The 24,145-nt window shown below is 62.3% G+C and carries 23 protein-coding genes; 7 read left to right on the forward strand and 16 right to left on the reverse strand.

The window, feature by feature from the left end:
• Window positions 1–3: 3 nt before the first annotated feature.
• Both P3T21_RS29040 and ychF read right to left on the reverse strand, forming a co-directional pair.
• Entirely contained in the window at window positions 4–1,233 is a 1,230-nt protein-coding gene (locus P3T21_RS29040; protein WP_429259395.1) for a tyrosine-type recombinase/integrase, read from the reverse strand.
• Window positions 1,234–1,410: 177 nt separating this feature from the next.
• Window positions 1,411–2,505, reverse strand: coding sequence for a redox-regulated ATPase YchF (gene ychF / locus P3T21_RS29045; RefSeq protein ID WP_429259396.1), 1,095 nt, complete (start codon window positions 2,503–2,505; stop codon window positions 1,411–1,413).
• Between the two features lie 326 nt (window positions 2,506–2,831).
• Here ychF and P3T21_RS29050 point away from each other — a divergent pair, with 326 nt between their 5' ends.
• From P3T21_RS29050 to P3T21_RS29065, 4 genes are all read left to right on the forward strand, one after another.
• Entirely contained in the window at window positions 2,832–4,004 is a 1,173-nt protein-coding gene (locus P3T21_RS29050; protein WP_429259397.1) for a UbiH/UbiF family hydroxylase, read from the forward strand.
• An 82-nt stretch (window positions 4,005–4,086) separates the two neighbouring features.
• A complete protein-coding gene (locus P3T21_RS29055; protein ID WP_429259398.1) occupies window positions 4,087–4,812 on the forward strand; it encodes a DsbC family protein in 726 nt (241 codons plus the stop codon).
• Between the two features lie 83 nt (window positions 4,813–4,895).
• Window positions 4,896–6,686: a M61 family metallopeptidase gene (locus tag P3T21_RS29060; protein WP_429259399.1), complete on the forward strand. Its 1,791-nt coding sequence runs from the start codon at window positions 4,896–4,898 to the stop codon at window positions 6,684–6,686.
• Window positions 6,687–6,878: 192 nt separating this feature from the next.
• On the forward strand, window positions 6,879–7,475 hold the full coding sequence (locus P3T21_RS29065; RefSeq protein WP_429259400.1) for an FMN-dependent NADH-azoreductase: 597 nt from the start codon (window positions 6,879–6,881) through the stop codon (window positions 7,473–7,475).
• A 160-nt stretch (window positions 7,476–7,635) separates the two neighbouring features.
• Here P3T21_RS29065 and P3T21_RS29070 read toward each other — a convergent pair whose 3' ends face one another.
• From P3T21_RS29070 to rpe, 8 genes are all read right to left on the reverse strand, one after another.
• Window positions 7,636–8,463 carry a uracil-DNA glycosylase gene (locus P3T21_RS29070; protein ID WP_429259401.1) on the reverse strand — a complete coding sequence of 276 codons (828 nt, stop codon included), beginning with the start codon at window positions 8,461–8,463 and terminating at the stop codon, window positions 7,636–7,638.
• Between the two features lie 226 nt (window positions 8,464–8,689).
• A complete protein-coding gene (locus P3T21_RS29075) occupies window positions 8,690–9,316 on the reverse strand; it encodes a CYTH domain-containing protein (protein WP_429259402.1) in 627 nt (208 codons plus the stop codon).
• A gap of 225 nt (window positions 9,317–9,541) precedes the next feature.
• Window positions 9,542–10,327: an indole-3-glycerol phosphate synthase TrpC gene (trpC, locus tag P3T21_RS29080; protein ID WP_429259403.1), complete on the reverse strand. Its 786-nt coding sequence runs from the start codon at window positions 10,325–10,327 to the stop codon at window positions 9,542–9,544.
• Window positions 10,328–10,346: 19 nt separating this feature from the next.
• Window positions 10,347–11,378 (reverse strand): anthranilate phosphoribosyltransferase, encoded by a 1,032-nt coding sequence (gene trpD / locus P3T21_RS29085; protein ID WP_429259404.1) that lies wholly within the window; start codon window positions 11,376–11,378, stop codon window positions 10,347–10,349.
• Window positions 11,379–11,394: 16 nt separating this feature from the next.
• The gene (locus P3T21_RS29090) at window positions 11,395–11,991 is read right to left on the reverse strand and encodes an aminodeoxychorismate/anthranilate synthase component II (RefSeq protein WP_429259405.1); all 597 of its coding nucleotides are present in this window, start codon (window positions 11,989–11,991) and stop codon (window positions 11,395–11,397) included.
• A gap of 13 nt (window positions 11,992–12,004) precedes the next feature.
• On the reverse strand, window positions 12,005–13,498 hold the full coding sequence (trpE, locus tag P3T21_RS29095; protein WP_429259406.1) for an anthranilate synthase component I: 1,494 nt from the start codon (window positions 13,496–13,498) through the stop codon (window positions 12,005–12,007).
• Between the two features lie 376 nt (window positions 13,499–13,874).
• The gene (locus P3T21_RS29100; protein ID WP_429259407.1) at window positions 13,875–14,600 is read right to left on the reverse strand and encodes a phosphoglycolate phosphatase; all 726 of its coding nucleotides are present in this window, start codon (window positions 14,598–14,600) and stop codon (window positions 13,875–13,877) included.
• Window positions 14,601–14,657: 57 nt separating this feature from the next.
• A complete protein-coding gene (gene rpe / locus P3T21_RS29105) occupies window positions 14,658–15,341 on the reverse strand; it encodes a ribulose-phosphate 3-epimerase (protein WP_429259408.1) in 684 nt (227 codons plus the stop codon).
• A 194-nt stretch (window positions 15,342–15,535) separates the two neighbouring features.
• Here rpe and apaG point away from each other — a divergent pair, with 194 nt between their 5' ends.
• Window positions 15,536–15,910 (forward strand): Co2+/Mg2+ efflux protein ApaG, encoded by a 375-nt coding sequence (gene apaG / locus P3T21_RS29110; RefSeq protein WP_429259409.1) that lies wholly within the window; start codon window positions 15,536–15,538, stop codon window positions 15,908–15,910.
• Between the two features lie 33 nt (window positions 15,911–15,943).
• On the opposite strand, the gene P3T21_RS29115 is transcribed toward apaG, so the two are convergent.
• Window positions 15,944–16,108, reverse strand: a complete 165-nt coding sequence (locus tag P3T21_RS29115) for a hypothetical protein (RefSeq protein WP_429259410.1) — start codon at window positions 16,106–16,108, stop codon at window positions 15,944–15,946.
• On the opposite strand from P3T21_RS29115, the gene mltA reads away from it, so the two are divergent.
• Window positions 16,029–17,261, forward strand: coding sequence for a murein transglycosylase A (gene mltA, locus P3T21_RS29120; RefSeq protein WP_429259411.1), 1,233 nt, complete (start codon window positions 16,029–16,031; stop codon window positions 17,259–17,261). The two genes, P3T21_RS29115 and mltA, sit on opposite strands and share 80 nt — an antisense overlap.
• A 165-nt stretch (window positions 17,262–17,426) precedes the next feature.
• Here the strand turns inward: mltA and paaK are convergent, their stop codons facing one another.
• The 5 genes from paaK to paaN form a co-directional block, all read right to left on the reverse strand.
• Window positions 17,427–18,731: a phenylacetate--CoA ligase PaaK gene (paaK, locus tag P3T21_RS29125; RefSeq protein WP_429259412.1), complete on the reverse strand. Its 1,305-nt coding sequence runs from the start codon at window positions 18,729–18,731 to the stop codon at window positions 17,427–17,429.
• 87 nt (window positions 18,732–18,818) lie between these two features.
• On the reverse strand, window positions 18,819–19,280 hold the full coding sequence (gene paaI / locus P3T21_RS29130; protein ID WP_429259413.1) for a hydroxyphenylacetyl-CoA thioesterase PaaI: 462 nt from the start codon (window positions 19,278–19,280) through the stop codon (window positions 18,819–18,821).
• Between the two features lies 1 nt (window position 19,281).
• Complete coding sequence (paaG, locus tag P3T21_RS29135; RefSeq protein WP_429259414.1) at window positions 19,282–20,073, reverse strand: 2-(1,2-epoxy-1,2-dihydrophenyl)acetyl-CoA isomerase PaaG; 792 nt, start codon at window positions 20,071–20,073, stop codon at window positions 19,282–19,284.
• A 51-nt stretch (window positions 20,074–20,124) separates the two neighbouring features.
• The gene (pcaF, locus tag P3T21_RS29140; RefSeq protein WP_429259415.1) at window positions 20,125–21,327 is read right to left on the reverse strand and encodes a 3-oxoadipyl-CoA thiolase; all 1,203 of its coding nucleotides are present in this window, start codon (window positions 21,325–21,327) and stop codon (window positions 20,125–20,127) included.
• A gap of 111 nt (window positions 21,328–21,438) precedes the next feature.
• Window positions 21,439–23,130: a phenylacetic acid degradation protein PaaN gene (paaN, locus tag P3T21_RS29145; protein WP_429259416.1), complete on the reverse strand. Its 1,692-nt coding sequence runs from the start codon at window positions 23,128–23,130 to the stop codon at window positions 21,439–21,441.
• A 132-nt stretch (window positions 23,131–23,262) separates the two neighbouring features.
• On the opposite strand from paaN, the gene P3T21_RS29150 reads away from it, so the two are divergent.
• Window positions 23,263–24,039: an enoyl-CoA hydratase gene (locus tag P3T21_RS29150; protein ID WP_429259417.1), complete on the forward strand. Its 777-nt coding sequence runs from the start codon at window positions 23,263–23,265 to the stop codon at window positions 24,037–24,039.
• The last annotated feature ends 106 nt before the right edge of the window (window positions 24,040–24,145 follow it).

The raw sequence follows: 24,145 nt of genomic DNA on the forward strand, positions 1-24,145 counted from the left end.
CATCTACGCTGCGTTACCAAATTTTCCGGGAATGATTTTCGCGCCGTCGCGAAGGGCATCAAGTAGATCGGCCCATTCCTGCATCATTTTTGCGCGGCCTTCGAGATATTCGGCGTGGTTGTACGCGCGCCTGACCGCGTTTGATTCCGCATGTGCGAGTTGCCGCTCGATCCAGTCGGATGAGTAATTCATTTCGTTCAAGCGTGTGCTGCCGGTCGTGCGCGTTGCGTGCGGGCTGTACTCGCCAGCCCATCCAAGCGTTTTGAGTGCCTGTCGAAAAGCTGCTGCGGTCATGGGCCTATTCCGATCATCGCGATTGGGAAAGGCAAAACGTCCCTTTCCGGTTACGCTTTGCATTGCGCGCATAACTTCGACGGCTTGGCTCGGTAGCGGCACCGTATGTTCGCGACGTTTTTTCATACGTGCTGCCGGAATGCGCCACACAGCGGCATCCAAATCGAATTCGGACCATTCAGCCTCAATGGCTTCGCTGGGACGACATAGCGTGAGCCACATCAGCCGGAAGGCGTTGACTGTCTGGAAATTGCCTTCGTATCCAGCTAGATCCCGCATCAGTCGCCCAATTTCGTCTGTGGTAAGCGGGCGTTTGTGCTGAGTTTTATTTTTCGGAAGCGCTTTGCGGATCGGATAGGAGGGGTCAGAGTCGGCGCGGAGCGTTGCTACGGCAAGTTCGAATACGCCTGAAATGGAACGCTTGGCTTCGGCTGCAACGCTAGGCCCGTTGGACGTGTGGGCTTTTTGAAGCACCTCCAAGACGATGGCGGGCGTGATCGCGTTCACTGGCAATTTCCCGAGTGTTGGGAATACCACGCGTTTGAACATATCGCGCCTACGCGCTTTTGTGTCGTCTTGCCAGTCCTTGGCCCCGAGCCATTCATTGGCGATAGCCTCAAAAGTCATGGCTCCCTGCTGAATGCGCTTGGCTCGGGTGATGCGGCGATCATGTACAGGGTTGATGCCCTGCTTTACCAATTCGCGCAGGCGCTCGCGTTCCTTTCGGGCGTCAGACAGGCTGATAGCCGGGTAGTTGCCCAGCGTGTAGATGCCGGGCTTCCCGCCAAGCTCGAATCGGTAGCGCCAGACGCCTGCGCCCTTGGCCTTGACCTCAAGCACAAGGCCGTTGCCATCAATAAGGCGGGTCGGCTGGATTGTGCCGTCGCCATTGGTCACCGGCTTGGCGTTGCGGCATTGGGTGTCGTTTAGCTTGGGCATGACAGAACCGTATACGGTTTGGGTTGCATGCTCCGTATCTTACACCGGTTCTTGTACGGTTTTGGGCTGGCAGGGGCTGGCGGTGTATGGATGGTGGTGGAATGAAAATCCCCGCCAGTATTGGGTTTGGCGGGGATTTTTGGTGTGATGTGGATCGCGCTGGATCGTCGGGTGGGGTTAGACGTTGAACAGAAAGTTCATGACGTCACCGTCATGGACAACATATTCCTTGCCTTCCGCCCGCATCTTGCCGGCTTCCTTCGCGCCCTGTTCGCCCTTGTAGGTTACGAAGTCATTGAAGCCGATCGTCTGCGCACGAATAAAACCGCGTTCGAAGTCGGTGTGAATCACGCCAGCCGCCCGCGGTGCCGTGTCGCCGATATGGATCGTCCACGCGCGCACTTCCTTCACGCCCGCCGTGAAGTACGTCTGCAGGCCGAGCAGCTTGAAAGCGGCGCGGATCACGCGGTTCAGGCCAGGCTCGTCCATGCCCATGTCGGCGAGGAACACTGACTTGTCTTCGTCGTCGAGATCGGCGATTTCCGCTTCGATCGCCGCGCACACCGCGACGACCGGCGCGCCTTCCGCTTCGGCAAACTTCTTCACCGCATCGAGGTACGGGTTGTTCGCGAAACCGTCGTCTTTCACGTTGGCGACGTACATCGTCGGCTTCGCGGTGATCAGGCAGAACGGCTTCAGCAGCGCCTCTTCTTCGTCCGACAGATCCAGCGCACGCACCGGCTTCGCCTGGTCGAGCTGCGCGCGGACCTTTTCCAGCACTGCCGCGAGTTTGCCCGCTTCCTTGTCGTTGCCGGACTTCGCGGCCTTCGAATAACGCGTCAGCGATTTCTCGACCGTCGCGAGGTCGGCGAGCGCCAGTTCGGTGTTGATGACTTCGATATCCGACAGCGGATCGACCTTGCCCGCGACGTGAATCACGTTCTCATCTTCGAAGCAGCGCACGACGTGCGTGATCGCGTCCGTTTCGCGGATGTTCGCGAGGAACTGGTTGCCGAGCCCTTCGCCCTTGCTCGCGCCAGCCACGAGGCCCGCGATGTCGACGAATTCCACGACCGCCGGCAGGATCCGCTCCGGCTTGACGATCTCAGCCAGCGCGTGAAGCCGCGCGTCCGGCACTTCGACGATGCCGACGTTCGGCTCGATGGTGCAGAACGGATAGTTTTCGGCGGCGATGCCCGCCTTGGTCAGCGCGTTGAACAGGGTGGACTTGCCGACGTTAGGCAGGCCGACGATGCCGCATTGGAGGCTCATGAGGGTTCTCTAAAAATCAGGTGATGACGTGCGTTACGGCGCGGCCGTTGGGCGGAAGGACAGCCTGGTAGCGGCTTCGCGTGCCGGCGGAAGTCCGCAAACGGGACTGCGCCAGACATCGCGGCGTAAGCGAAACGTCTTGTGCCGGTGACGGCCGTCACCGAAAACCGCAATTGTAACCCTTGTCTGTGCGGGTGCCGCTGCGCATGCCTTGTCAGCGCGAATCTGGCCGCCGGAACCCGATAGCAGACCCAGGTCAGGAAACCAGCGCAAATGCCGCACGCGCCGCATCCGTCCCCACGAACACCCGCGGCTATAATGCGCGGATGACTGTTCACCACCAGACCTTCGACGTTGCCGTGATCGGCGGCGGGCTTGTCGGCAAGACCGCGGCGCTCGCGCTGACGCAAGGCGGCAGGCGCGTCGCGCTACTCGCGCAGACGTGCGCGTCGCTCCCCGCCGGGGCCGCTTTCGATGCGCGTGTATACGCGCTTTCTGCGAGTTCGCAGACTTTGCTGGAGCGTCTGCGCGTCTGGCAGGCGCTCGATCTGCCGCGTCTCGCGCCGGTCTACGACATGCGCGTCTTCGGCGACGCAGCCGCCGAGCTCCATTTCTCCGCCTTCCAGGCTTCCGTGTCGCAACTGGCGTGGATCGCCGAATCGTCGCTGATCGAGCGCGCGCTCGACGCCGCGCTGCGCTTCCAGCCCAACCTGACGTGGATCGACTCGCGCGCCCAAAGTCTCGACGTGAAGGCCGATGCCGCGTCGATCGGGCTCGCGAATGGCGGCGTGCTGGAGGCGGATCTGGTGGTCGGCGCGGACGGTGCGCACTCGTGGGTCCGCGCGCAGATCGGCTCGAAAGTCGATCGACGCGACTACAAACAGACAGGCGTCGTCGCGAATTTCAAGGCCGGTCGGCCGCACGGTGACACCGCGTACCAATGGTTCAAGGACGGCGAAATCGTCGCGCTGCTGCCGCTGCCGGATGGTCATGTGTCGCTCGTCTGGTCGGCACAGACGGAACACGCGCACGAACTGCTGGAACTGGCGCCTGCGCAGCTTGCTGCCGAAGTCGAGCGCGTGACGCAAAGCCTGCTCGGGCCGCTCGAGTGCGTGACGCCGGCGCAGGGTTTCCCGCTCGCGCTGCAAACGGTGGATCGTCTGATCGCGCCCCGTGTCGCGCTGGTCGGCGATGCGGCGCATGTGATACATCCGCTCGCAGGGCAGGGCATGAATCTCGGATTGCGCGACGTCGCCGCCCTTGCCGACGTGATCGCGAAGAAGGAAGCGTTTCGCGATCTCGGCGACACGGTGCTGCTGCGTCGCTACGAACGGGCGCGCCGCGAGGACATCCGCGCGCTGATGATCGCGACCGACGGTCTGCAGAAACTGTTTTCCGTACCGGGCACGGTGGCCCGCGCGGTGCGCAATACCGGCATGGCGTTTGTCGGCGCGCAGCCGTTGCTCAAGCGCTGGCTTGTTTCAGCGGCGCTGGGCTAAAGGCTGCCGCCCGCCCACTCTGGTTTCCACAGCACACACGAAAGGCACGCAACCGCGCGTGCAACCGACTCAGGAATCGAACATGCAAAAACGTATCCGCATCGCGACGCTGGCACTGGCCGTTGCCGCCGCCGCACTCGGCTGCTCCGCGCAGGCCGACCAGACCACCGACAAGCTGAAGGCCGCGCTGGAGTCCCGCCTCGGTGACGCGACCATCAAGAGCATTTCGAAGTCGCCGATCGCCGGCCTGTACGAAGTGAACCTCGGCACACAGATCGTCTACAGCGATGCAACCGGCGACTATCTCGTGCTCGGCGACATCGTCGAAGCGAAGACGCGTACGAATATCACCGAGGCACGCCTCGCCGAAACCAGCAAGATCGACTTCGCGAACCTGCCGTTTGGCAACGCAGTGAAGGTCGTGAAAGGCAACGGCGCGCGCAGGATCGCGGTGTTTTCCGATCCGAACTGCCCATACTGCAAGCAGCTCGAAACCACCTTGAAGTCGATCGATAACGTGACGGTCTACACGTTCCTGTATCCGGTGCTCTCACCGGATTCGACGTCGAAATCGAAGTCGATCTGGTGCTCGACCGATCGCGCAAAGGCGTGGGAATCGTGGATGCTTGAGCATCGCGCGCCGACCGCGGCCGCAAGCTGCGACACCACGGCCATCGATCAAAACCTGGCGCTCGGCCAGCAGATGAACGTCAACGGCACGCCGACGGTGTTCCTCGCCGACGGCCGCCGTCTGCCGGGCGCCGTGCCGGCGGACCGGCTGGACAAGGAACTGTCCGCAGTCCGCTAACCGCATCGCATTTGTCGGACAGGAGGCGCGTCGTGCGCCTCCTGCCGTTTTAACGCCCCGCTCACTGCCTGGATGTCCCGCCGATGAAGCCGATCCGCTACACCATCGTCCCTAAGCAACCCGCCGCCCATCTGTTCGAAGTGAGCGTCACCGTTGCCGATCCCGATCCGGCCGGGCAGCACTTCATGCTGCCGGTGTGGATTCCGGGCAGCTACATGGTCCGCGAGTTCGCGCGCAATATCGTGACGCTGCGTGCGTTCAACGACGCGGGCCGCAAGGTGCGCGTCGAGAAAACCGACAAGCATACGTGGCAGGTCGCGCCCGTCAAAGGTGAGCTGACGCTCCGCTACGAGGTGTATGCGTGGGACATGTCGGTGCGCGCGGCGCATCTGGACGATACGATCGGCTTCTTCAACGGCACGAGCGTGTTTCTGTCGGCACTCGGGCATGAGGAAGCGCAGTGTGTGGTCGATATCCAGAAACCGGCGGGCGAGTCGCATCGCCATTGGCGCGTCGCGACGGCGTTGCCCGAAGCGCGCGGCACGAAGCGCTACGGTTTCGGCGAGTATCGCGCGCTCAACTACGACGAACTGATCGACCATCCGGTGACGCTTGGCGAATTCGCGCTAACGACGTTCAAGGCGCATGGCGTGCCGCACGATATCGTGATCGCGGGCCGCACGATTGCCGTCGATATGGATCGTCTCGCCGCTGACCTGAAACGCATCTGCGAAGCGCAGATCGCGCTCTTCGAGCCGAAGTCGAAGAAGGCGCCGCTGGAGCGCTACGTCTTCATGACGCAGGTGGTCAGCGACGGTTACGGTGGCCTCGAGCATCGGGCGTCGACGGCGCTGATCTGCAACCGCACCGATCTTCCGGTGACGGGCCGTCCGGAAACGACCGAGGGCTACCGGACGTATCTCGGCCTGTGCAGCCACGAATATTTCCATACTTGGAACGTGAAGCGCATCAAGCCGGCCGCGTTCGCGCCGTACGACCTGACGCGCGAAAACTACACGTCGCTGCTGTGGCTCTTCGAGGGCTTTACGTCGTACTACGACGATTTGATCCTCGTGCGCAGCGGGCTGATTTCACCCGACGAATATCTCGGTCTGCTCGGCAAGGTGGTCGGTGGCGTGCAGCGCGGCAGCGGGCGTCTGAAGCAGTCGGTCGCGGAAAGCTCGTTCGATGCGTGGGTGAAGTACTACCGGCAGGACGAAAACGCGCCGAACGCGATCGTCAGCTACTACACGAAGGGTTCGCTCGTCGCGCTGTGCCTTGATCTGACAATTCGCGCGCAGACCAGCAACCGCAAATCGCTCGACGATGTGATGCGTCTCTTGTGGCAACGCTTTGGTCGCGATTTCTATCGCGGCAAGCCGGTCGGCGTGTCGGAGGCGGACATTGAAGCGCTCTTCGCCGAAGCGACCGGCGCCAGGCTCGCCCATCTGTTCGAACACGGCGTGTACGGCACGCGCGATCTGCCGCTTGAACCGTTGCTCGCGCCGTTCGGCATCGGCATCGCGCCGGAGACGGAGAAGAGCGGCAAGCCGTCGCTCGGCGTGCGCGTGCGCGGCGGCGCGGATTGTACGCTCGCGACGGTGCACGACGGCAGTGCGGCGCAAAAGGCCGGTTTGTCGGCCGGCGACGTGCTGATCGCAATCGATGGCCTGCGCGTCACGGGTTCGAACCTCGACACGCTGCTGTCGCGCTACGTGCCGGGCGCGAAGGTGGAAGTGCATGCGTTCCGTCGCGACGAACTGCGCTCTACGCAGCTCAAGCTGGACGCGCCCGATGTCGCGCGCTACAAGCTTTCGGTCACCGACAAGCGCGTCGCGCCGCGGAACTGGCGTGAGCGCTGGCTCGGGAAATGACGCCGTCCTGACGGCGGCGGGGCGCCGTCAGCGCGCTGAAAGGTGGCGAAAGCGGCCAAATCTCGGGTTGGAGGCGGCGGATTGTTCTACTCATGCAACAATCCGTCGCCCGCGCGGTACTTTTTCCGCGGCGGGTAAAAAACCACAATGGCTCCACTCGCGCAACACTGCGCGCCCCAACTGGAGTCAACCATGACCACGATTCTGCAAATCAACTCGGCAGCCCGCTCGCAAGGCGCGAATTCGACGCTGCTTGCCAACGAACTGACCGCAAAGCTGCAACAGTCGAACCCGGGCGCGCAAGTCGTCGTCCGTAACCTGCAGGCTGAGCCGCTGCCCCACCTGGATGACACGATCCTCGGCGCATTCTTCACGCCGGCTGAACAACGCACGCCGGAACAGAACGCTATCGCTGCACGCAGCGAAGCGCTGATCGCCGAACTGCAAGCTGCCGACATCGTCGTGATCGCTGCGCCGCTGTACAACTTCGGCGTGTCGTCGCAACTGAAGACGTACTTCGACTTCATCGCCCGCGCTGGCATCACGTTCAAGTACGGCGCAACGGGTCCGGAAGGCCTCGTGACGGGCAAGAAAGTGCACGTCGTGTCGGCACGCGGCGGCAAGTACCTCGGCACGCCGGGCGACAGCCAGACGCCGTACCTGAAGATGTTCCTCGGCTTCCTCGGCATGACCGACGTGAACTTCATCTACGCCGAAGGCCTGAACATGGGTCCGGAAGTCGCTAACGCCGCACTCGCGGGCGCTCGCGAAGCTATCGCGGCTGCGTAAGCTGCTTTTTCGGCGGGACGGGGGCTGACGCCCCGGTCTCGCAGGAATGAAAAAACGCCACGGGGTGAACTCCGTGGCGTTTTTTTCTGCCGCGCTTCTCGGGGTGTTGCGTTACGTAGGGTCGTTGCGCGGTGCGCGAATGGCGACGCTTCACGTCGCGTTACGCCAGCGTTTGCGCTTCCTCGGGCAGACGCCAGTCGATCGGCAGACGGTCATGCTGTTCAAGATATTCGTTAGCCAGCGCGAAATGCCGGCAACCGAGAAAACCGCGATGCGCCGACAGCGGCGACGGATGCGGTGCTTCGAGCACGTAATGCGACCGGCCACCGAGCAGCGCGCGCTTGGTCTGCGCATGCGCACCCCACAGCATGAACACGAGCCCTTCATGGCGCATCGCGAGTTCGTGAATCAGCGTGTCGGTGCATTTTTCCCAGCCGCGCTTTGCATGGCTCGCGGCCGAATCGCGCTCGACGGTCAGTACCGTATTCAACAGCAGGACGCCCTGTCGCGCCCACGTGTCGAGACAGCCGTGACGCGGCGCCTCGTAGCCGAAGTTTGCAGCGATTTCCTTGAAGATATTGCGCAGCGACGGCGGCGGACGCACCGCCGGCGGCACCGAAAACGCGAGTCCGTGCGCCTGCGGCGTGCCGCGATCTTCGCCGTGATACGGATCCTGACCGAGGATGACGACCTTCACGTCGTCGGGGCCCGTCAGCCGGAGCGCGCGGAAGACGTCAGCGGGATAGACAGTTTTGCCGGCGGCGCGCTCAGCGTCGACAAAAGCGCATAAAGGCGCGTAGGCGTCGCTATCGATGAACGGCTTCAGGTGTTTGCGCCACGCGGGCGGCAACGCGTCGAACTGGGCTTCGAGCGTGGTCGTTGTCGTCGTCGAAGCGGGTTGTGCTGACGATGGAGCTTGATCAGCAGGCGCGTCGCCGAAAAGCGAAGCCTGCGACGAAGAAGAACGGGAGCGGGTGGCAGAGGTCATGGCGGGGAAGTGTCGCAGCAAACGGGACGCAGCTCAAGGCGGCTGGTGTGGTTCGGCCGGGCTATTGGTGGTCGGTTGGCTCGGACGACGGTGAGCGGTGAAGGTGGGCGCCAGCAGAGACACACGCTTGACGATTCGGTGCTCACGCGAACTGCAGCGTGCCAATGCGAGTGCGCGGTTCGGCGATGCAGTGGTTCAGCGCGTGGCATCGATCACCGCTTGCCATTCATCGCTCGCGCAGCCTGTAGCCGCGCTGCGCCTTGCTGATGTCGTCCGGCGTGAGGCCGGGGACTTTCGACGTCAACTCTTTTGCCAGCGCATGCAGTGCCGCTTCGTCACCGTCCTTCAATTCCAGCTCGACCTCGGAAATGGGCGCGCGGCGCGTTTCACCATTTACATGGGCAATGACTTCGCCCTGGTCGATCGCCGCTTCAACCTCTGCGCCGTCCTGCTGCACATGCCACACGGTGCGCGTGAAGTTCGTGCGAAACAGTTCGGCCAATTCAGGCGCAGCTTTGCGCAATGCCGCCGCGACATCCGGCGAGTCGCATGCGCGCAGCAATGCGTCGATTTCGAGCGCTTCGCCCGCGACGGGCATTTCCCATTCGTGACGACTATGCAATCCGGCTTTCGCGGCAACGGCCGTTTTGAACGTCTGCAGCCAGCCGTCAGGCGTGCGTCTCAGCCGTAGCGCGCTTTTGGACCGCGCGAGCGTCAGCTCGGGTGTATCAAAGTAAATGTTCTCGAGCGTGACGGGGTGCCCGGCTTCACCCGCGCGTGCGACGAAAAACTGCGTCGCCGCGTCAAACTGATCGACCGGCAGCGCCAGCTTGATTTCACTCTCGATACCCATCTCGTGCCTCGTTCGGTCCGGCTCGTCCAACCGGAAACTGTTTCGCGGAAGCCGTCCTGGTGGGGCAGTTTTGCCGAAGCCGCCGGGACGGACGAGTCGAGCCGCGCTCGTAAAGAAAAGCTCGTTCAGCCAGACTTCCCCCGCCAGACTCGTTCAGCTACTCCCCCAGCCACTCTTGCCCAGCCAGACTCAGTCAGCTCATCCAGCCAGACCCATTCGGCCAGCTCAGAAAAACATCCGCGCCAGTTCCACGCCCGGTTGCTCAGCGCGCATGAACGCCTCGCCGACGAGGAACGTATGCACGTCCATCGCCCGCAGCCGCTTGACGTCGACGCGCGACAGAATGCCCGATTCAGTCACGACGATACGATCGTCGGGAATCGATTCGAGCATGCCGATCGTCGTGTCGATCGACGTTTCGAACGTGCGCAGATTGCGGTTGTTGATGCCGATCAGGGGCGTCTTCAACGTGAGCGCTTCCATCAACTCGTCGCTGTCATGCACTTCGACGAGCACCGCGAGCCCCAGCGAATGCGCGAACGCTTCCAGATCCTGCATCTGCGGCGTTTCGAGCACGGCGGCGATCAGCAGGATCGCGTCGGCGCCCATCGCGCGGGCTTCGACGATCTGGTACGGATCGATGATGAAGTCCTTGCGCAGCACCGGCAGGTTGCAGGCGGCGCGCGCTTCTTCCAGATAAGTCCCGCTGCCCTGGAAGAACTGGACGTCGGTCAGCACTGAAAGACACGCCGCGCCGTGGCTCTCGTACGAGCGCGCGATGTCGGCCGGCACGAAGTGTTCGCGCAATATGCCTTTCGACGGACTGGCTTTTTTCACCTCGGCGATCACTGCTGCGAGACCGGCCTCGTGCTTCGCGCGCAACGCGCCGACGAAATCGCGTTTGTCGCGCGCCGACGCTTCGAGGCGCAGTTCTTCGAGCGGTGCGCTCATTTTCGCGGCGCGGACTTCGTCGCGCTTGACCGCGATGATGCGTTCCAGAATGTCGCTCATAGGTATCTCGATGCAGAAGTTATTTCTTGAATTGCTGCGTGAAGCGGATCAGTTCGTCGACCTTCGCCCGCGCGCGGCCGCTCGCGATCGTCTCGCGTGCCACCTGAATGCCATCGGCGATAGATGCCACGACATTTGCCGCATACAGCGCGGTGCCCGCGTTCAACACGACGATCTCGCGTGCGACGCCCTGTTTGTTGTCGAGCGCTTCGAGCAGCATGACTTTCGATTCGGCGGCGTCGTTCACTTTCAGTGTCCGGTTCGACACCATCTGCATGCCGAAGTCTTCCGGGTGAATCTCGTATTCGTGAACCTGACCGTCGCGCAGTTCGCCAACCGTCGTGGCCGCGCCCAGTGAAACTTCGTCCATGCCATCCATGCCGTACACGACCAGCACGTGCTTCGCGCCGAGCCGTTGCATCACGCGCACCTGAATGCCGACCAGATCCTGGTGAAACACGCCCATCAGCTGGTTCGGGGCGCCAGCCGGGTTGGTCAGCGGTCCGAGGATGTTGAAAATCGTGCGCACGCCGAGTTCGCGGCGCACCGGCGCGATGTTTTTCATCGCCGGATGATGGTTCGGCGCGAACATGAAACCCATGCCGGTTTCAGCAATCGATGCCGCCACCTGTTCTGGCTGCAGATCGATATTGACGCCGAGCGCCTCGAGCACGTCCGCGCTGCCCGACTTGCTCGACACGCCGCGATTGCCGTGCTTCGCGACCTTTGCGCCAGCCGCGGCCGTGACGAACATCGTCGCCGTGGAAATGTTGAACGTGTGCGAGCCATCGCCGCCCGTGCCCACGATATCGACGAAATTCGAGTTGTCCTGCACTTCGACGTGCCGGGCGAATTCGCGCATCACGGTCGCGGCAGCCGCGATTTCGCCGATCGTCTCTTTTTTGACGCGCAAGCCCGTAATGATCGCCGCCGACATCACCGGCGAGAGTTCGCCGCGCATGATGAGGCGCATCAGGTGCAGCATCTCGTCGTGAAAAATCTCGCGATGCTCGATCGTGCGCTGCAACGCTTCCTGCGGAGTAATCGACATGTTCTTTCCTCTTTCTTCAGGCGTTGCGGTGCGACGCGGCGGCGAGTTTCGACTGCTTCACGAAGTTTTCGAGCAGCGCGTGGCCGTGTTCGGACAGGATCGATTCCGGGTGAAACTGCACACCTTCGACGTCGAGCGTTTTATGACGCACGCCCATGATTTCGCCGTCGTCGGTCCACGCGGACACTTCGAGACAGTCTGGCAGCGATTCGCGTTCGATTGCGAGTGAGTGGTAGCGCGTGACGGTGAAATGCTTCGGCAGGTCGGCGAACACGCCTTTGCAGTCGGTTTCGATCTGGCTCACCTTGCCGTGCATGATCGTCTGCGCGCGCACGACGCGACCGCCGAATGCTTCGCCGATCGCCTGGTGGCCAAGGCACACGCCGAGAATCGGGATCTCGCCGGAGAATCTGCGCAGCACGTCGAGCGTGATGCCCGCGTGTTGCGGATTGCTCGGCCCCGGCGAAAGGCAGATGCGCTCGGGATTGAGCTTCGCGATTTCGTCGAGCGTGATTTCGTCGTTGCGGAAGGTCCGTACGTCTTCGCCGAGTTCGCCGAAGTACTGGACCAGGTTATAGGTGAACGAGTCGTAGTTGTCGATCATCAGCAGCATGGTCTGTCTCCGGTCAAAAGTCGCTATCGAGGCCGTCCTGCACCTGCTCCGCCGCACGCAGCACCGCGCGCGCCTTGTTTTCGGTCTCTTGCCATTCGGATTCCGGCACCGAATCCGCGACGATGCCCGCGGCCGCCTGCACATACAGATTGCCGCTGTGGATCACACCCGTGCGGATCGTGATCGCCAGATCCATTTCGCCGGTGAACGACAGGTAACCGACCGCGCCACCGTACAGGCCGCGCTTCACCGGTTCAAGTTCGTCGATCAGTTCCATCGCGCGAACCTTTGGCGCGCCCGACAGCGTACCGGCCGGGAATGTCGCGCGCAGCACGTCGAAATTGGTCACGCCGGGTTTCAGCTTGCCTTCGACCGAACTCACGATGTGCTGCACGTGCGAGTACTTTTCGATGATCATCTTGTCGGTCACGACGACCGATCCGATCTGCGCAATACGGCCGACGTCGTTACGCGCCAGGTCGATCAGCATCACGTGTTCGGCGATTTCCTTCGGGTCGTTCAGCAGTTCGGTGGCGAGTTCGGCGTCACGCTCCGGCGTGTTGCCACGCGGACGCGTGCCCGCGAGCGGACGGATCGTGACGATCCGGTCCTCGCCGCGCCTTTCCTGACGCACCAGAATTTCCGGCGACGCGCCGACCACATGAAACTCGCCGAAGTTGTAGTAGTACATATACGGCGACGGATTCAGCGAGCGCAGCGCGCGATACAGCGAGAGCGGGTTGTCACGATACGGTTTCGTCAGGCGCTGCCCCACCTGAACCTGCATCAATTCGCCCGCAGCGACATATTCCTTCGCCTTGCGCACAGCGGCGAGGTAATCGTCTTTCGCGAATTCGCGATAAATCTCGGTGCGCATGCTTGCCGACGTAACCGGCGGCTGAACGGTCGTGCGCAGACGCTGACGCAGTTCGCGCAGACGCTGCTTCGCTTTCGTGTACGCCTCGGGCACGGCCGGGTCGGCGTAGACCACGAGATACAGCTTGCCGGCGAGGTTATCGATCACCGCGACTTCTTCGGTCAGTAGCAACTGGATGTCGGGCAGACCGAGATCGTCGGGCGGCGCGGTGTGCGCGAGCTTTTTCTCGATGTAGCGCACCGCGTCATAGCCGAAGTAGCCCGCGAGACCGCCGCTGAACCGTGGCAGGCCGGGACGTTGCGCAACTTTGAACCGCGCCTGGAACTGCTGGATGAACGCGAGTGGATCGCCTTCGTGCGTCTCGACGACCTTGCCGTCTTTCACCACTTCGGACACGCCGTTGCGGGTGCGTATGAGCGTGCGGGCCGGCAGGCCGATGAACGAGTACCGCCCGAACCGTTCGCCACCCACTACCGATTCCAGCAGGAACGAGTTGGCGCCGCTGCGCTCGGACTGCGCGAGCTTGAGATACAGCGAGAGCGGGGTTTCGAGATCGGCAAGCGCCTCGGCGATCATCGGGATGCGATTGAAGCCCTCGTTCGCGAGGGACTGAAATTCGAGTTCGGTCATGTTCCGATCCTGTTCGTGCGTCCGGCACAACGTGCGTGTGCTTCGGATAAGACGGGGGCGTTGCGCTGCCGGTCAGGCGGTCTATGTCATTCGACAGGGAGAACCGACCGGTGCGTGCTGTCCCGATGACGCGTGCAAGGCCGCATGACGCAACGGTACCCCGATGGATACACGAAGGCCAGATGAAACGATGCAGCGGTTACTGGCGTAAAACTCGGGAAGCGCGCGAAAAGCGCAGCGAAGTAAAAAACGGTGCCGAAGACGAGCTTCAGCGTACCTCAGGCGAGGTCAGCGCGACCAGCGACGCCAGGGCCAGGCTCCCCGGTCGATGCTAATCAGACTCCGTTTTTTATTCAGAAACATGAGGATGAGGGACTTATAAAGTCGGTGATTGGTGCGCTGCGATTGCCTTGGCGGCATCGAGCAGCGAAGCAACTATACCATCCGATTTTATTGTTTGTACAGACTGGCCATGGTTGTAGCCATACGGGACAGTCAGCGTGGCCAGACCGGCCGCACGGCCGGCCATCGCATCATTCTCGGAGTCGCCAATCGCAACCGTCGCTGCCGGGGCGACCTGCATTTCAGCGCAGGCGGTGAGCATCGGCAGTGGGTCGGGCTTCTTTTTCGACAGCGTATCGCCGCCGATCACCACGCTGAAATAGCCGATCAGGCCATATTGCGTGAGCAGTTGCACGGCAAACCGGCGCGGCTTGTTCGTTACGCACGCGAGCTTCAGGCCGGCGTCGTGCATCGCTTTCAAACCCGCTTCGACGTCCGGATATAGCCGCGTGTGCGTGCCGTTGATTCGCGCGTACTCTTCCTGGTAGATCGCGAGCGCCTCGTCGAAGCGGTCCTGCGCGTGTTCCGCCTCGAAGCGTGGCGCGAGCACGCTGCGGATCAGATGCTCCGAACCCTTGCCGACGTAGTCGACGACTTCCTCGCGCGATGTTTCCGCCGCATCGAGCTGCGCGAGCATGCCGTTCAGGCCGGCGGTGAAATCGTCGGCAGTATCGACCATCGTGCCGTCGAGGTCGATGATTGCGGCCTCGATGCGAGGGCCGGTGAATGCCGGTGCGGGGGATGAGGGCGTCACGGTCATGTTCAGGGCTCGCTGGGTACGTGCTTGTCGCTCGTTTGTTGCGCGCTCGGTGCGCGCCTAGTGCTCGACGTGGGCGAGCGCGCTGCGCATCTGGTCGATGACCGCCTTGTAGTCCGGCTTGCCGAAAATCGCCGAACCCGCCACGAACGTGTCCGCGCCTGCAGCTGCGATTTCAGCGATGTTGTCGACCTTAACGCCGCCGTCCACCTCGAGATGGATCTCGCGGCCGGTTTTTTCCTTGTAAGCATCGATTCGCGCGCGCGCCTCGCGCAGCTTGTTCAGCGCTTCAGGAATAAACGATTGCCCGCCGAAACCAGGGTTTACCGACATGATCAGCACGAGATCGAGCTTGTCCATCACGTGGTCGAGATAGCTGAGCGAAGTGGCCGGATTGAACACGAGGCCGGCCTTGCAGCCATGATCGCGGATCAGGGACAGCGTGCGGTCAATGTGATCCGAGCCTTCTGGATGGAAGCTGATCACGTTGGCGCCGGCTTTTGCGAAGTCGGGCACGATACGGTCAACCGGACGCACCATCAGATGCACGTCGATCGGCACCTGCACGTGCGGGCGGATCGCCTCGCAGACGAGCGGCCCGATGGTCAGATTCGGCACGTAGTGGTTGTCCATCACGTCGAAGTGAATCCAGTCGGCGCCAGCGGCAACGACGTTGCGGACTTCCTCGCCGAGCCGCGAGAAGTCGGCGGACAGGATGCTGGGAGCGATTCTGAATTGCGTCATGGCGTGAGGAGTGGCGGGTCGAAAGTCGCTATTTTACCGGTTTGCGCGCGGAGAAACCCCTGTCCGGATGGGATAGCAGGTTGCGGGCGTCCGCTGCATCAAGCAGAATGCGAAACCAGAGCCGCTTCCCGCCGACAGGCCGGAAACCATTGATGTCTGGGTTTCCCGCAGATGTTATTCACACCGGAATCAGGATGAGCCAGTACGAATTCAGCGTGTCGGCGCAGGTCGCGTATCTGCCCGACGAATCGGATCCCGAGCGGCGCAAGTATGCGTTCGCGTACACGCTGACCATCCGCAACAGCGGCCAGGTGCCGGCCCAACTGATCTCCCGTCACTGGGTCATCACCGACAGCGAAGATCACGTTCAGGAAGTGAAGGGCCTGGGCGTGGTCGGCCACCAGCCGTTGCTGAAGCCGGGCGAGCAGTTCGAATATACGAGCTGGGCGTTGATCGCAACGCCCGTCGGTACGATGCGCGGGGAGTATTTCTGCGTCGCGGAAGACGGCGAGCGCTTCGAGGCGACGGTACCAGAGTTCATGCTGCGCATGCCGCGCACGCTGCATTGAGCCGGCGTAGAGCCTTGTTTCCAGCCGGAAGGGTTACGGCTGCGACTGCTGGTTGTCACTCTTTTTGCCCGAGGCCTTCTGCGTCTGCTTCTTCTTGCCGGACGCCGTCCAGACAACGATGAAAATCAGCAGGAACAGCGCCAGAAGCGACTCCAGCGCAAATATAAGCATCGGGTATTCGTCGAACAGTTCAGACATGGCGGTTTCCATCAAGAACGAACATTGTATGCGTATTGTCCGGACGGCCGCTGGTTGGGCGAGTGGGGTGGCGGTAACGGTGATGCTGGCTGCGTGTGGTGGAGGTGGATCGGTGAGATCGGCGGCCACGCCGCCAACGGGCGCCGCAATCATTCCCGGCCAGATCGCTTCGACACGGCTCACGCCTGTCGCATGGCAGCAGGTGCCCGGCTGGCAGGACGATTCGCTGATTGGTGCTGCAGCGGCGTTGCGGCAGAACTGCGCGAGGCTTGCACGTCAGCCGAACTGGCAGCGGGCGTGTGCCGCGGCGGCGGAACTCGACGATCTCGATGTCGCCAGTGCACGGACATTCTTCGAAACGTATTTCACCCCCTTCCAGTTCGCAAATACCGACGGGACGCTCGACGGCCTTGTGACGGGCTATTACGAACCTTTGCTGCGCGGTTCGCGTGTGCGACACGGCGTGTACCAGACGGCGCTGTATCGCTGGCCGGCTGGCTATCGCGCCGGCGCGCCTTTGCCGGCACGCGCGCAGCTCGAGCGCGCGGGCGTTCTGACCGGCAACGAACTCGTGTGGGTCGACGATCCGATCGAAGCGTTTTTCCTTCAGGTGCAAGGGTCTGGACGGATCGTGATGGAAGACGGCAGCGTGATGCGTGTCGGCTTTGGCGGAACAAACAATCAGCCCTACAAGTCGATCGGACGCTCGCTGCTGGATCGTGGCGAGCTCACGCCCGCGCAGGCGACGATGCAGGGTATCAAGGCGTGGGCGCGTTCGAATCCGACGAAGGTCGATGCGTTGCTCGATACGAATCCGCGATTTGTGTTCTTCCGCGAGATGCCTTCCGGTGAAGCGGCTCCGCAGGGTGGCGCCGATGGCCCGATTGGCGCGCTGGGCGTGCCGTTGACGCCGGAACGTTCGATCGCCGTCGATCCGTCTTCGATTCCGCTCGGCACGCCGGTCTTTTTGCAGACGACCCGTCCATTGACCAACTCGCCGATGAACCGTCTGGTTTTTGCACAGGACACCGGTTCGGCGATCAAGGGCGGTGTGCGAGCTGACTACTTCTGGGGCCTCGGCGATGACGCCGGGGATCTCGCCGGCAAGATGAAGCAGGCCGGACGTATGTGGCTGTTATTGCCGAATTCGTGAACCGCCGGCGGAGCGCTCGACGCGCCGGATGCCTCGATTGACGGAGGGCGTTCACCGCACGATTGCATCGCGATTCGCTGCGTGCCGCGCTGCGAATCGCTTCTTCATGATGGCTGGGATCTGAACCGCTCCTGCGTGTTCACGGGTATCCCGATCGTCGACTCTTCAGCCGCCGGAACGCCGCTTGTCGACGACGCGCCTTGCCTTGCCGACCGAACGTTCGATGCCGTTGACAGCCAGAACATTCACGACCGCGCTCACCCCGATCAACGCCTTGATGTCATAAGCGAGCGCCTGCTTCGCGGTATTGAGCGCGCCCGTATCCGGCGCCATCTCGGGACATGGTTCGACATTCAATGTCAGTACGTCGAGCGGGCCTTCCTTCGTGAGGATGATCTGATAGTGCGGCGCAAGCGCATGCTGCTTCAGCAGCAGTTCTTCAATCTGCGTCGGGAAGACGTTGACGCCACGCACGATCATCATGTCGTCCGAGCGGCCGGTGATCTTCTCCATACGACGCATCGTGCGGGCGGTGCCGGGCAACAGACGCGTAAGGTCACGCGTCCGGTAACGGATGATCGGCAGCGCTTCTTTAGTGAGCGACGTGAAGACGAGTTCGCCGAATTCGCCTTCCGGCAGCACTTCACCGGTTTCCGGATCGATGATCTCAGGATAGAAGTGATCTTCCCAGATCGTCGGACCGTCCTTCGTCTCCGCGCACTCCGACGCAACGCCCGGGCCCATCACTTCGGACAATCCGTAGATATCGACCGCGTCGATGCCCATACGCTGCTCGATCGCGTGACGCATGTCGTTCGTCCACGGCTCCGCGCCGAAGATGCCGATCCGCAGCGAGCAGTGCGCCGGATCGACCCCTTGCCGTTCGAGTTCATCCGCGATCGACAGCATGTAGCTGGGCGTCACCATGATGATGTCCGGCCGGAAATCCTGGATCAGTTGCACCTGCTTCTCCGTCTGTCCGCCGCCGAACGGAATCACGGTGAGGCCGGCGCGCTCGGCGCCGTAGTGCGCGCCGAGTCCACCGGTGAACAGCCCGTAGCCGTAGCTGATGTGCACCTTGTCGCCGCGCCGCGCGCCCGCCGCGCGGATCGAACGTGCCACGAGGTTGGCCCACGTGTCGATGTCGCGCGCGGTGTAGCCGACGACGGTCGGCTTGCCGGTCGTACCCGACGAAGCGTGAATACGCGAGATCTGTTCCTGCGGTACGGCGAACATGCCGAAGGGGTAGCTGTCGCGCAGATCCTTCTTGGTGGTGAACGGAAAGCGTGACAGATCCGCCAATGTCTTCACCTCAGACGGATGGACGCCCGCGTCGTCGAACTTGCGCCGATAAACCGGCGAGTTTTCGTAGGCATGCGTGAGCGACCATTTCAGTCGTTCGAGCTGGAGGGCGGCGAGTTCGTCGCGGCTCGCCGTTTCGATCGGGTCGAGCGGTAAAGAGGTCGTCATGCGGATGTCTCCTTTGCTACTTTTCAGAATAGATGTGCTGCGCGGGGCGGACAACGGAACGTCGCCGTGAGGGTTCAGCGCGAGTATTCAGTGGTCGGTAGGGATCACCGTGCCGCGTATCTGCGCGGACTTGCCACGAAACATGGCAACTGTTTCACCGGCGCGATTCGTCACACGGATGTCGTAGATGCCGTTGCGTCCGCTCAACGTCTGTTCGATCGCCTCGGCGGTGAGTTCGTCGTCGCCATATGCCGGACGCAGAAACTCGATCGAGCAGCCCGATGCCACCGTGTTGATGTTGTATGAGTTACACGCAAAGGCGAACGTCGAATCGGCCAGGGTGAAGATCAGGCCGCCATGGCAGATCTGATGGCCGTTAAGGAAGTCGGGACGGACGCTCATACGCATGCGGGCATATCCGGGGTGCACGTCGAGAAGTTCGAGACCCAGTGCCTGGCTGCAGGCGTCGGCTTCGTACATGGCGTCAGCGGTGGCCCGGGCAAGTTCGTCAGGCGTCGTTGCGGCGTCGTGCTGTGGCTGGGTGGACATGTCAGCGGCCCTCAAAACGTGCTGCGCGTTTTTCCATGAAGGCGCGTACGCCTTCCTCGTAATCATGCGATGCGCCGAGTTTGCTTTGCAGATCGCGTTCGAGGTCGAGCTGTGCGTCCAGCGTTTGCGTGGCGCCCTCGCGCATTGCGCGCTTGATTGCGGCGATGGCACGGGTCGGCTGCTGCGCAAGTTGCGTGGCCAGCTTCCCCGCAGCGTCCTTGAGATCGGCGTCGTTGACGACCTGCCAGATAAGGCCCCAGCTTTCGGCCTTTTCGGCGGAGAGCTTGTCGCCCGTTATGGCGAGCCCGAGCGCGCGCGCCATCCCGACGCGCTGCGGTAGAAACCACGTGCCACCGGAATCCGGGACGAGGCCAATTTTCACAAACGCCTGAATAAAGCTCGCCGAGCGGGCCGCGATGACAAGATCGCAGGCCAGCGCGAGATTCGCACCCGCACCGGCAGCGGTACCATTGACAGCCGCGATGACCGGCAACGGCAACGCCTGGAGTCGCCGGATCAGCGGATTGAAATGCTCGTCGATCAAGCCGCCGAGGTCTGTCATTGCGCCAGGCGTGAAATCGAGGTCGGCCAGATCCTGGCCGGCACAGAACCCACGGCCTGCGCCGGTCAATACGAGGGCACGTGCGCCCGCTGCTTCGACTTCATCGAGCGCCGAACTCAGTTCTTTATGCATCGCCCGCGTGAAGCTGTTGAGCTTGTCGGGGCGATTCAGCGTCACCGTTGCGACGCGGGACGGGGCGTCAAGCTCGACGCGGATCGCTTCATAGGACATCGGTTGTCTCCTCTTTGTCTCCATGGCCTGCAGGTGCAAAAGGTTGCTTCTTCAGACACGCTCAATGGCGAGTGCAATACCTTGTCCCACGCCGATACACATCGTGCACAGGGCAAAATGCCCGTTCGTGCGTTCCAGTTGATGAAGCGCGGTTGTGATGAGTCGCGCGCCCGACGCGCCGAGCGGGTGACCGAGCGCGATTGCGCCGCCGTTCGGATTAACACGCGGGTCGTCGTCACGCAGACCGAGTGCACGGAGTACGGCGAGGCCCTGCGACGCGAATGCTTCGTTCAATTCGATGACGTCGAACTGTTCGAGCGTCATGTCAATCTGCTTCAAGAGTTTCTGGGTAGCTGGCGCGGGCCCGATGCCCATGATGCGCGGTTCCACGCCGGCTGTCGCCATGCCGATGACGCGTGCACGCCTGCGCAGACGGTACTTCTCCGAAGCTTCCTTGCTCGCCAGCAGGACTGCGCAGGCGCCGTCGTTGACGCCTGACGCGTTGCCCGCGGTGACCGTGCCTTCGGCGCGCACGACGCCTTTCAGCTTACCGAGTGCTTCGAGCGATGTTTCGCGCGGATGCTCGTCGACGCTCACACGAATCGCATCACCTTTTTTCTGCGCGATTTCGACCGCGACGATTTCCTGCGCCAGCGTGCCGTCACGCTGGGCGCGTGCCGCCTTTTGCTGGCTGCTCAAGGCGAACGCATCCTGGTCAGCGCGATTGATGCCGAACTGGTCGGCAACGTTCTCCGCGGTCTCCGGCATGGAATCGACGCCGAAGTCGCGCTTCATCTGCGCGTTGACGAAGCGCCAGCCGATCGTCGTGTCGTGGATCGCGGCCTGACGTGCGAACGCGCTGGTCGCTTTGCCCATGACGAACGGAGCGCGCGTCATGCTTTCGACGCCTCCGGCGATCATCAGATGTGCCTCGCCCGCCTTGATCGCACGCGCTGCTGAGCCGACCGCGTCCATGCCTGAGCCGCAGAGCCGGTTCAGCGTTGCGCCGGGCGCGTCGACAGGCAAGCCGGCAAGCAGCGCCGACATGCGCGCGACATTGCGGTTGTCTTCGCCGGCCTGGTTGGCGCAGCCGTAAATGACGTCGTCGAGCGCGTGCCAGTCGACGCCCGGATTGCGCTCGATCAACGCCTTGATGGGCACGGCACCGAGGTCGTCCGCGCGGACGTCTTTCAGGACGCCGCCGTAGCGGCCGAACGGGGTACGAATCGCGTCGCAGATAAAGGCGTCTGTCATGTCGGGTTCCAGAGAGTGATGGCCGGCGTTGCACACCGGTCCGTCGACTCATATTAGTGGGGCGTAGGGCAGGGCTCCAGTCGGCCGGATGGCATATGCCGTTCGGCCGGCTTACGTTGGAACCGCCTTCGGTTCAACATGAACTCGACTCTGGATTACGCGGAATCGATTTGCGACAAACGCGGCGTCCGCAAGTGCGGCGTTGGCTGCGGGATTGGCGCCCGTACCGTGAAAGTCCGAGAATGCCGCTGACTGGTTCACGAATACACCGCCCGTCAGGTTGATCGACAGGGCTACGCCGCCACGGATCGATGCTTCGTGAGCGGCTTCGAGGACCGCGTCGTCAACGCTGTACACGGACAGAGTGAGCGCGCCATGCCCAGCGGCGATCGCGCCAGCGAGATCGAGCGATTGCGCGGTCGAGTCGGTCGCAATGACGAACGAGATCGGGCCGAACCATTCACGGGTGAACAGCGCAGCATCGCTGGCAGCATCGAGTTGCAACAGGAGCGGCGTGCGGACGCGCGCGCCGGCAAAGGCCGGATGTTCGAGCGACTGGCTGTCGACGAGCACGCGGCCAAGTTTTCGCGCTTCATCGATGCGTTGCGTAACGCCATCGTTTTGAATCGCGCCGAGCAGTTCGACCGCGCGGGCCGGGTCGGCCACGAGCTTCTGCACCGCGCCGGCAAGGGCCTCGGCGACAGCGTCGAAGCTCATCTGACCTTCGGCGGTGCGAATGCCGTCCCGCGGCACGTAGATGTTTTGCGGCGCCGTACACATCTGGCCGGAGTACAGCGCGAGCGAAAAGGCAATATTCCGGGCGGCCAGCTTGAGGTCATCGACGGAATCGATAACGATCTGGTTGACGCCGGCCTTTTCAGTGAACACTTGCGCCTGGTGTGCGTTTCGTTCGAGCCACGTACCGTTTTGCGAACTGCCGGTGAAGTCGATCAGCTTGATTTCTGGCCGCTGGGCGAGCTCCTGCACGAGCGCTCCATCGTCAGGATCGGTCGCAAGCAGTGTCACCACGTTCGGATCGAAGCCGGCTTCCCGCAGCACGTCGCGCGCGATGCGCACGGTGATCGCAAGCGGCAGGATCGCGCCCGGATGCGGTTTGACGATGACCGTGTTGCCAGTTGCCAGGTCGGCAAAGAGGCCGGGATAGCCGTTCCACGTCGGGAAAGTGCAGCAGCCGAGCACGAGGCCAGTGCCGCGCGGCACGACGGTATAGCGCTTGTGCATCGCCAGTGGCGGATTTTTGCCTTGCGGCTTTTCCCAGTGCGCATCGGCTGGAATCCGGCGCAGCTGATCCCATGCATAAACAACGGCCTCCAGCGCACGATCCTGCGCATGGGGGCCGCCCGCCTGGAAGGCCATCATGAAGGCCTGGCCGGTCGTGTGCATGACGGCGTAGCCGATCTCGAAACTGGCGCGATTCACCCGCGACAGAATTTCCAGGCACACGCCGACCCAAGCCTCGGGCCCGGCAGTGCGCCAGTCGCGCTGGGCCGTGGCCGCAGCGTCGATCAACGTGGTGGGGTCTGCCTTCGAATAGCGAATGCCGAGTGGGAAGCCGAACGGCGAGATTTCGGCGCCGACAGTTTCCTGTGTGGCCGGTTGATCCAGCTCGAACGTCTTGTTCAGGTGAGACTTGAACGCGGCTTCGCCATCCGCGTTCGCTGTTTCACCGTACACTTTCGGACTGGGCATTTCGGCGAAGGGGCTCCAGTAGCCGCGTGTCTCAATGGCGGCGAGCGCCTTCTGCAGCGTGTCTTCGTGCTTCGTGAATAGCGGATGTGTCATGGCGGAAGGGATGCTGAACGTTAGAGGGAGCTTTTGTCGAATAATTGACCGACCGGTTGGTTGGCGAATGGTAGCATTATTGGGACAGTCACGCGAAGCGTTTTTGCTTTTCATTCAAAACAAGGAGGAAGCATGGCTTACGAAAACATTCTGGTGGAGACCCGCGGCCGGGTTGGACTGGTGACGTTGAACCGTCCGAAGGCGCTGAACGCCTTGAACGACGCGTTGATGGATGAACTTGGCGCAGCACTGAAGGTTTTTGATGCCGACGACGGAATTGGCGCAATCGTTGTGACGGGGAGCGAGAAGGCGTTCGCCGCAGGCGCCGATATCGGGATGATGGCCACGTACACCTATATGGATGTGTACAAGGGCGACTACATCACCCGTAACTGGGAGACCGTACGCACTGTCCGCAAGCCGATCATTGCTGCGGTCGCTGGCTTCGCGCTTGGCGGCGGCTGCGAACTGGCGATGATGTGCGACATCATCTTCGCTGCCGACACCGCAAAGTTTGGCCAGCCGGAGATCAAACTCGGCGTCATGCCGGGTGCCGGCGGTACGCAACGCCTGCCTCGCGCAGTGTCGAAAGCGAAAGCGATGGACATGTGTCTGACAGCGCGGTTCATGGATGCAGATGAAGCTGAGCGAGCAGGGCTCGTATCGCGTGTCATTCCCGCTGCGTCATTGCTCGACGAGGCGGTTGCAGCAGCAGCCACGATCGCGGAGTTCCCGTTGCCAGCGGTGATGATGGTGAAGGAATCCGTGAATCGTGCTTACGAAACCACCCTTGCCGAGGGTGTGAATTTCGAGCGACGCCTGTTCCATTCCTTGTTTGCAACTGAGGATCAAAAAGAGGGGATGGCCGCATTCGTTGAGAAACGCAAACCGGTGTTCAAGCACCGTTGAATGGGCTTATCAAAATAGTGCTTGCAAGGCGTGGGGGAGGTGGCTAGAATCTCGATCTTTCGCGCTTTCGGAAGAAGGCGCGGGGACGCGGGAAGCCAGTATGGGC

Origin of the sequence: Paraburkholderia sp. GAS334, assembly GCF_050436625.1 — a bacterium.
GTDB lineage: Bacteria > Pseudomonadota > Gammaproteobacteria > Burkholderiales > Burkholderiaceae > Paraburkholderia.

Coding starts and splice junctions, on each gene's coding strand:
- P3T21_RS29040 (WP_429259395.1), bottom strand. CDS start 1,233: ATGCCCAAGCTAAACGACACCCAATGCCGCAACGCCAAGCCGGTGACC.
- ychF (WP_429259396.1), bottom strand. CDS start 2,505: ATGAGCCTCCAATGCGGCATCGTCGGCCTGCCTAACGTCGGCAAGTCC.
- P3T21_RS29050 (WP_429259397.1), top strand. CDS start 2,832: ATGACTGTTCACCACCAGACCTTCGACGTTGCCGTGATCGGCGGCGGG.
- P3T21_RS29055 (WP_429259398.1), top strand. CDS start 4,087: ATGCAAAAACGTATCCGCATCGCGACGCTGGCACTGGCCGTTGCCGCC.
- P3T21_RS29060 (WP_429259399.1), top strand. CDS start 4,896: ATGAAGCCGATCCGCTACACCATCGTCCCTAAGCAACCCGCCGCCCAT.
- P3T21_RS29065 (WP_429259400.1), top strand. CDS start 6,879: ATGACCACGATTCTGCAAATCAACTCGGCAGCCCGCTCGCAAGGCGCG.
- P3T21_RS29070 (WP_429259401.1), bottom strand. CDS start 8,463: ATGACCTCTGCCACCCGCTCCCGTTCTTCTTCGTCGCAGGCTTCGCTT.
- P3T21_RS29075 (WP_429259402.1), bottom strand. CDS start 9,316: ATGGGTATCGAGAGTGAAATCAAGCTGGCGCTGCCGGTCGATCAGTTT.
- trpC (WP_429259403.1), bottom strand. CDS start 10,327: ATGAGCGACATTCTGGAACGCATCATCGCGGTCAAGCGCGACGAAGTC.
- trpD (WP_429259404.1), bottom strand. CDS start 11,378: ATGTCGATTACTCCGCAGGAAGCGTTGCAGCGCACGATCGAGCATCGC.
- P3T21_RS29090 (WP_429259405.1), bottom strand. CDS start 11,991: ATGCTGCTGATGATCGACAACTACGACTCGTTCACCTATAACCTGGTC.
- trpE (WP_429259406.1), bottom strand. CDS start 13,498: ATGACCGAACTCGAATTTCAGTCCCTCGCGAACGAGGGCTTCAATCGC.
- P3T21_RS29100 (WP_429259407.1), bottom strand. CDS start 14,600: ATGACCGTGACGCCCTCATCCCCCGCACCGGCATTCACCGGCCCTCGC.
- rpe (WP_429259408.1), bottom strand. CDS start 15,341: ATGACGCAATTCAGAATCGCTCCCAGCATCCTGTCCGCCGACTTCTCG.
- apaG (WP_429259409.1), top strand. CDS start 15,536: ATGAGCCAGTACGAATTCAGCGTGTCGGCGCAGGTCGCGTATCTGCCC.
- mltA (WP_429259411.1), top strand. CDS start 16,029: ATGAAAATCAGCAGGAACAGCGCCAGAAGCGACTCCAGCGCAAATATA.
- P3T21_RS29115 (WP_429259410.1), bottom strand. CDS start 16,108: ATGTCTGAACTGTTCGACGAATACCCGATGCTTATATTTGCGCTGGAG.
- paaK (WP_429259412.1), bottom strand. CDS start 18,731: ATGACGACCTCTTTACCGCTCGACCCGATCGAAACGGCGAGCCGCGAC.
- paaI (WP_429259413.1), bottom strand. CDS start 19,280: ATGTCCACCCAGCCACAGCACGACGCCGCAACGACGCCTGACGAACTT.
- paaG (WP_429259414.1), bottom strand. CDS start 20,073: ATGTCCTATGAAGCGATCCGCGTCGAGCTTGACGCCCCGTCCCGCGTC.
- pcaF (WP_429259415.1), bottom strand. CDS start 21,327: ATGACAGACGCCTTTATCTGCGACGCGATTCGTACCCCGTTCGGCCGC.
- paaN (WP_429259416.1), bottom strand. CDS start 23,130: ATGACACATCCGCTATTCACGAAGCACGAAGACACGCTGCAGAAGGCG.
- P3T21_RS29150 (WP_429259417.1), top strand. CDS start 23,263: ATGGCTTACGAAAACATTCTGGTGGAGACCCGCGGCCGGGTTGGACTG.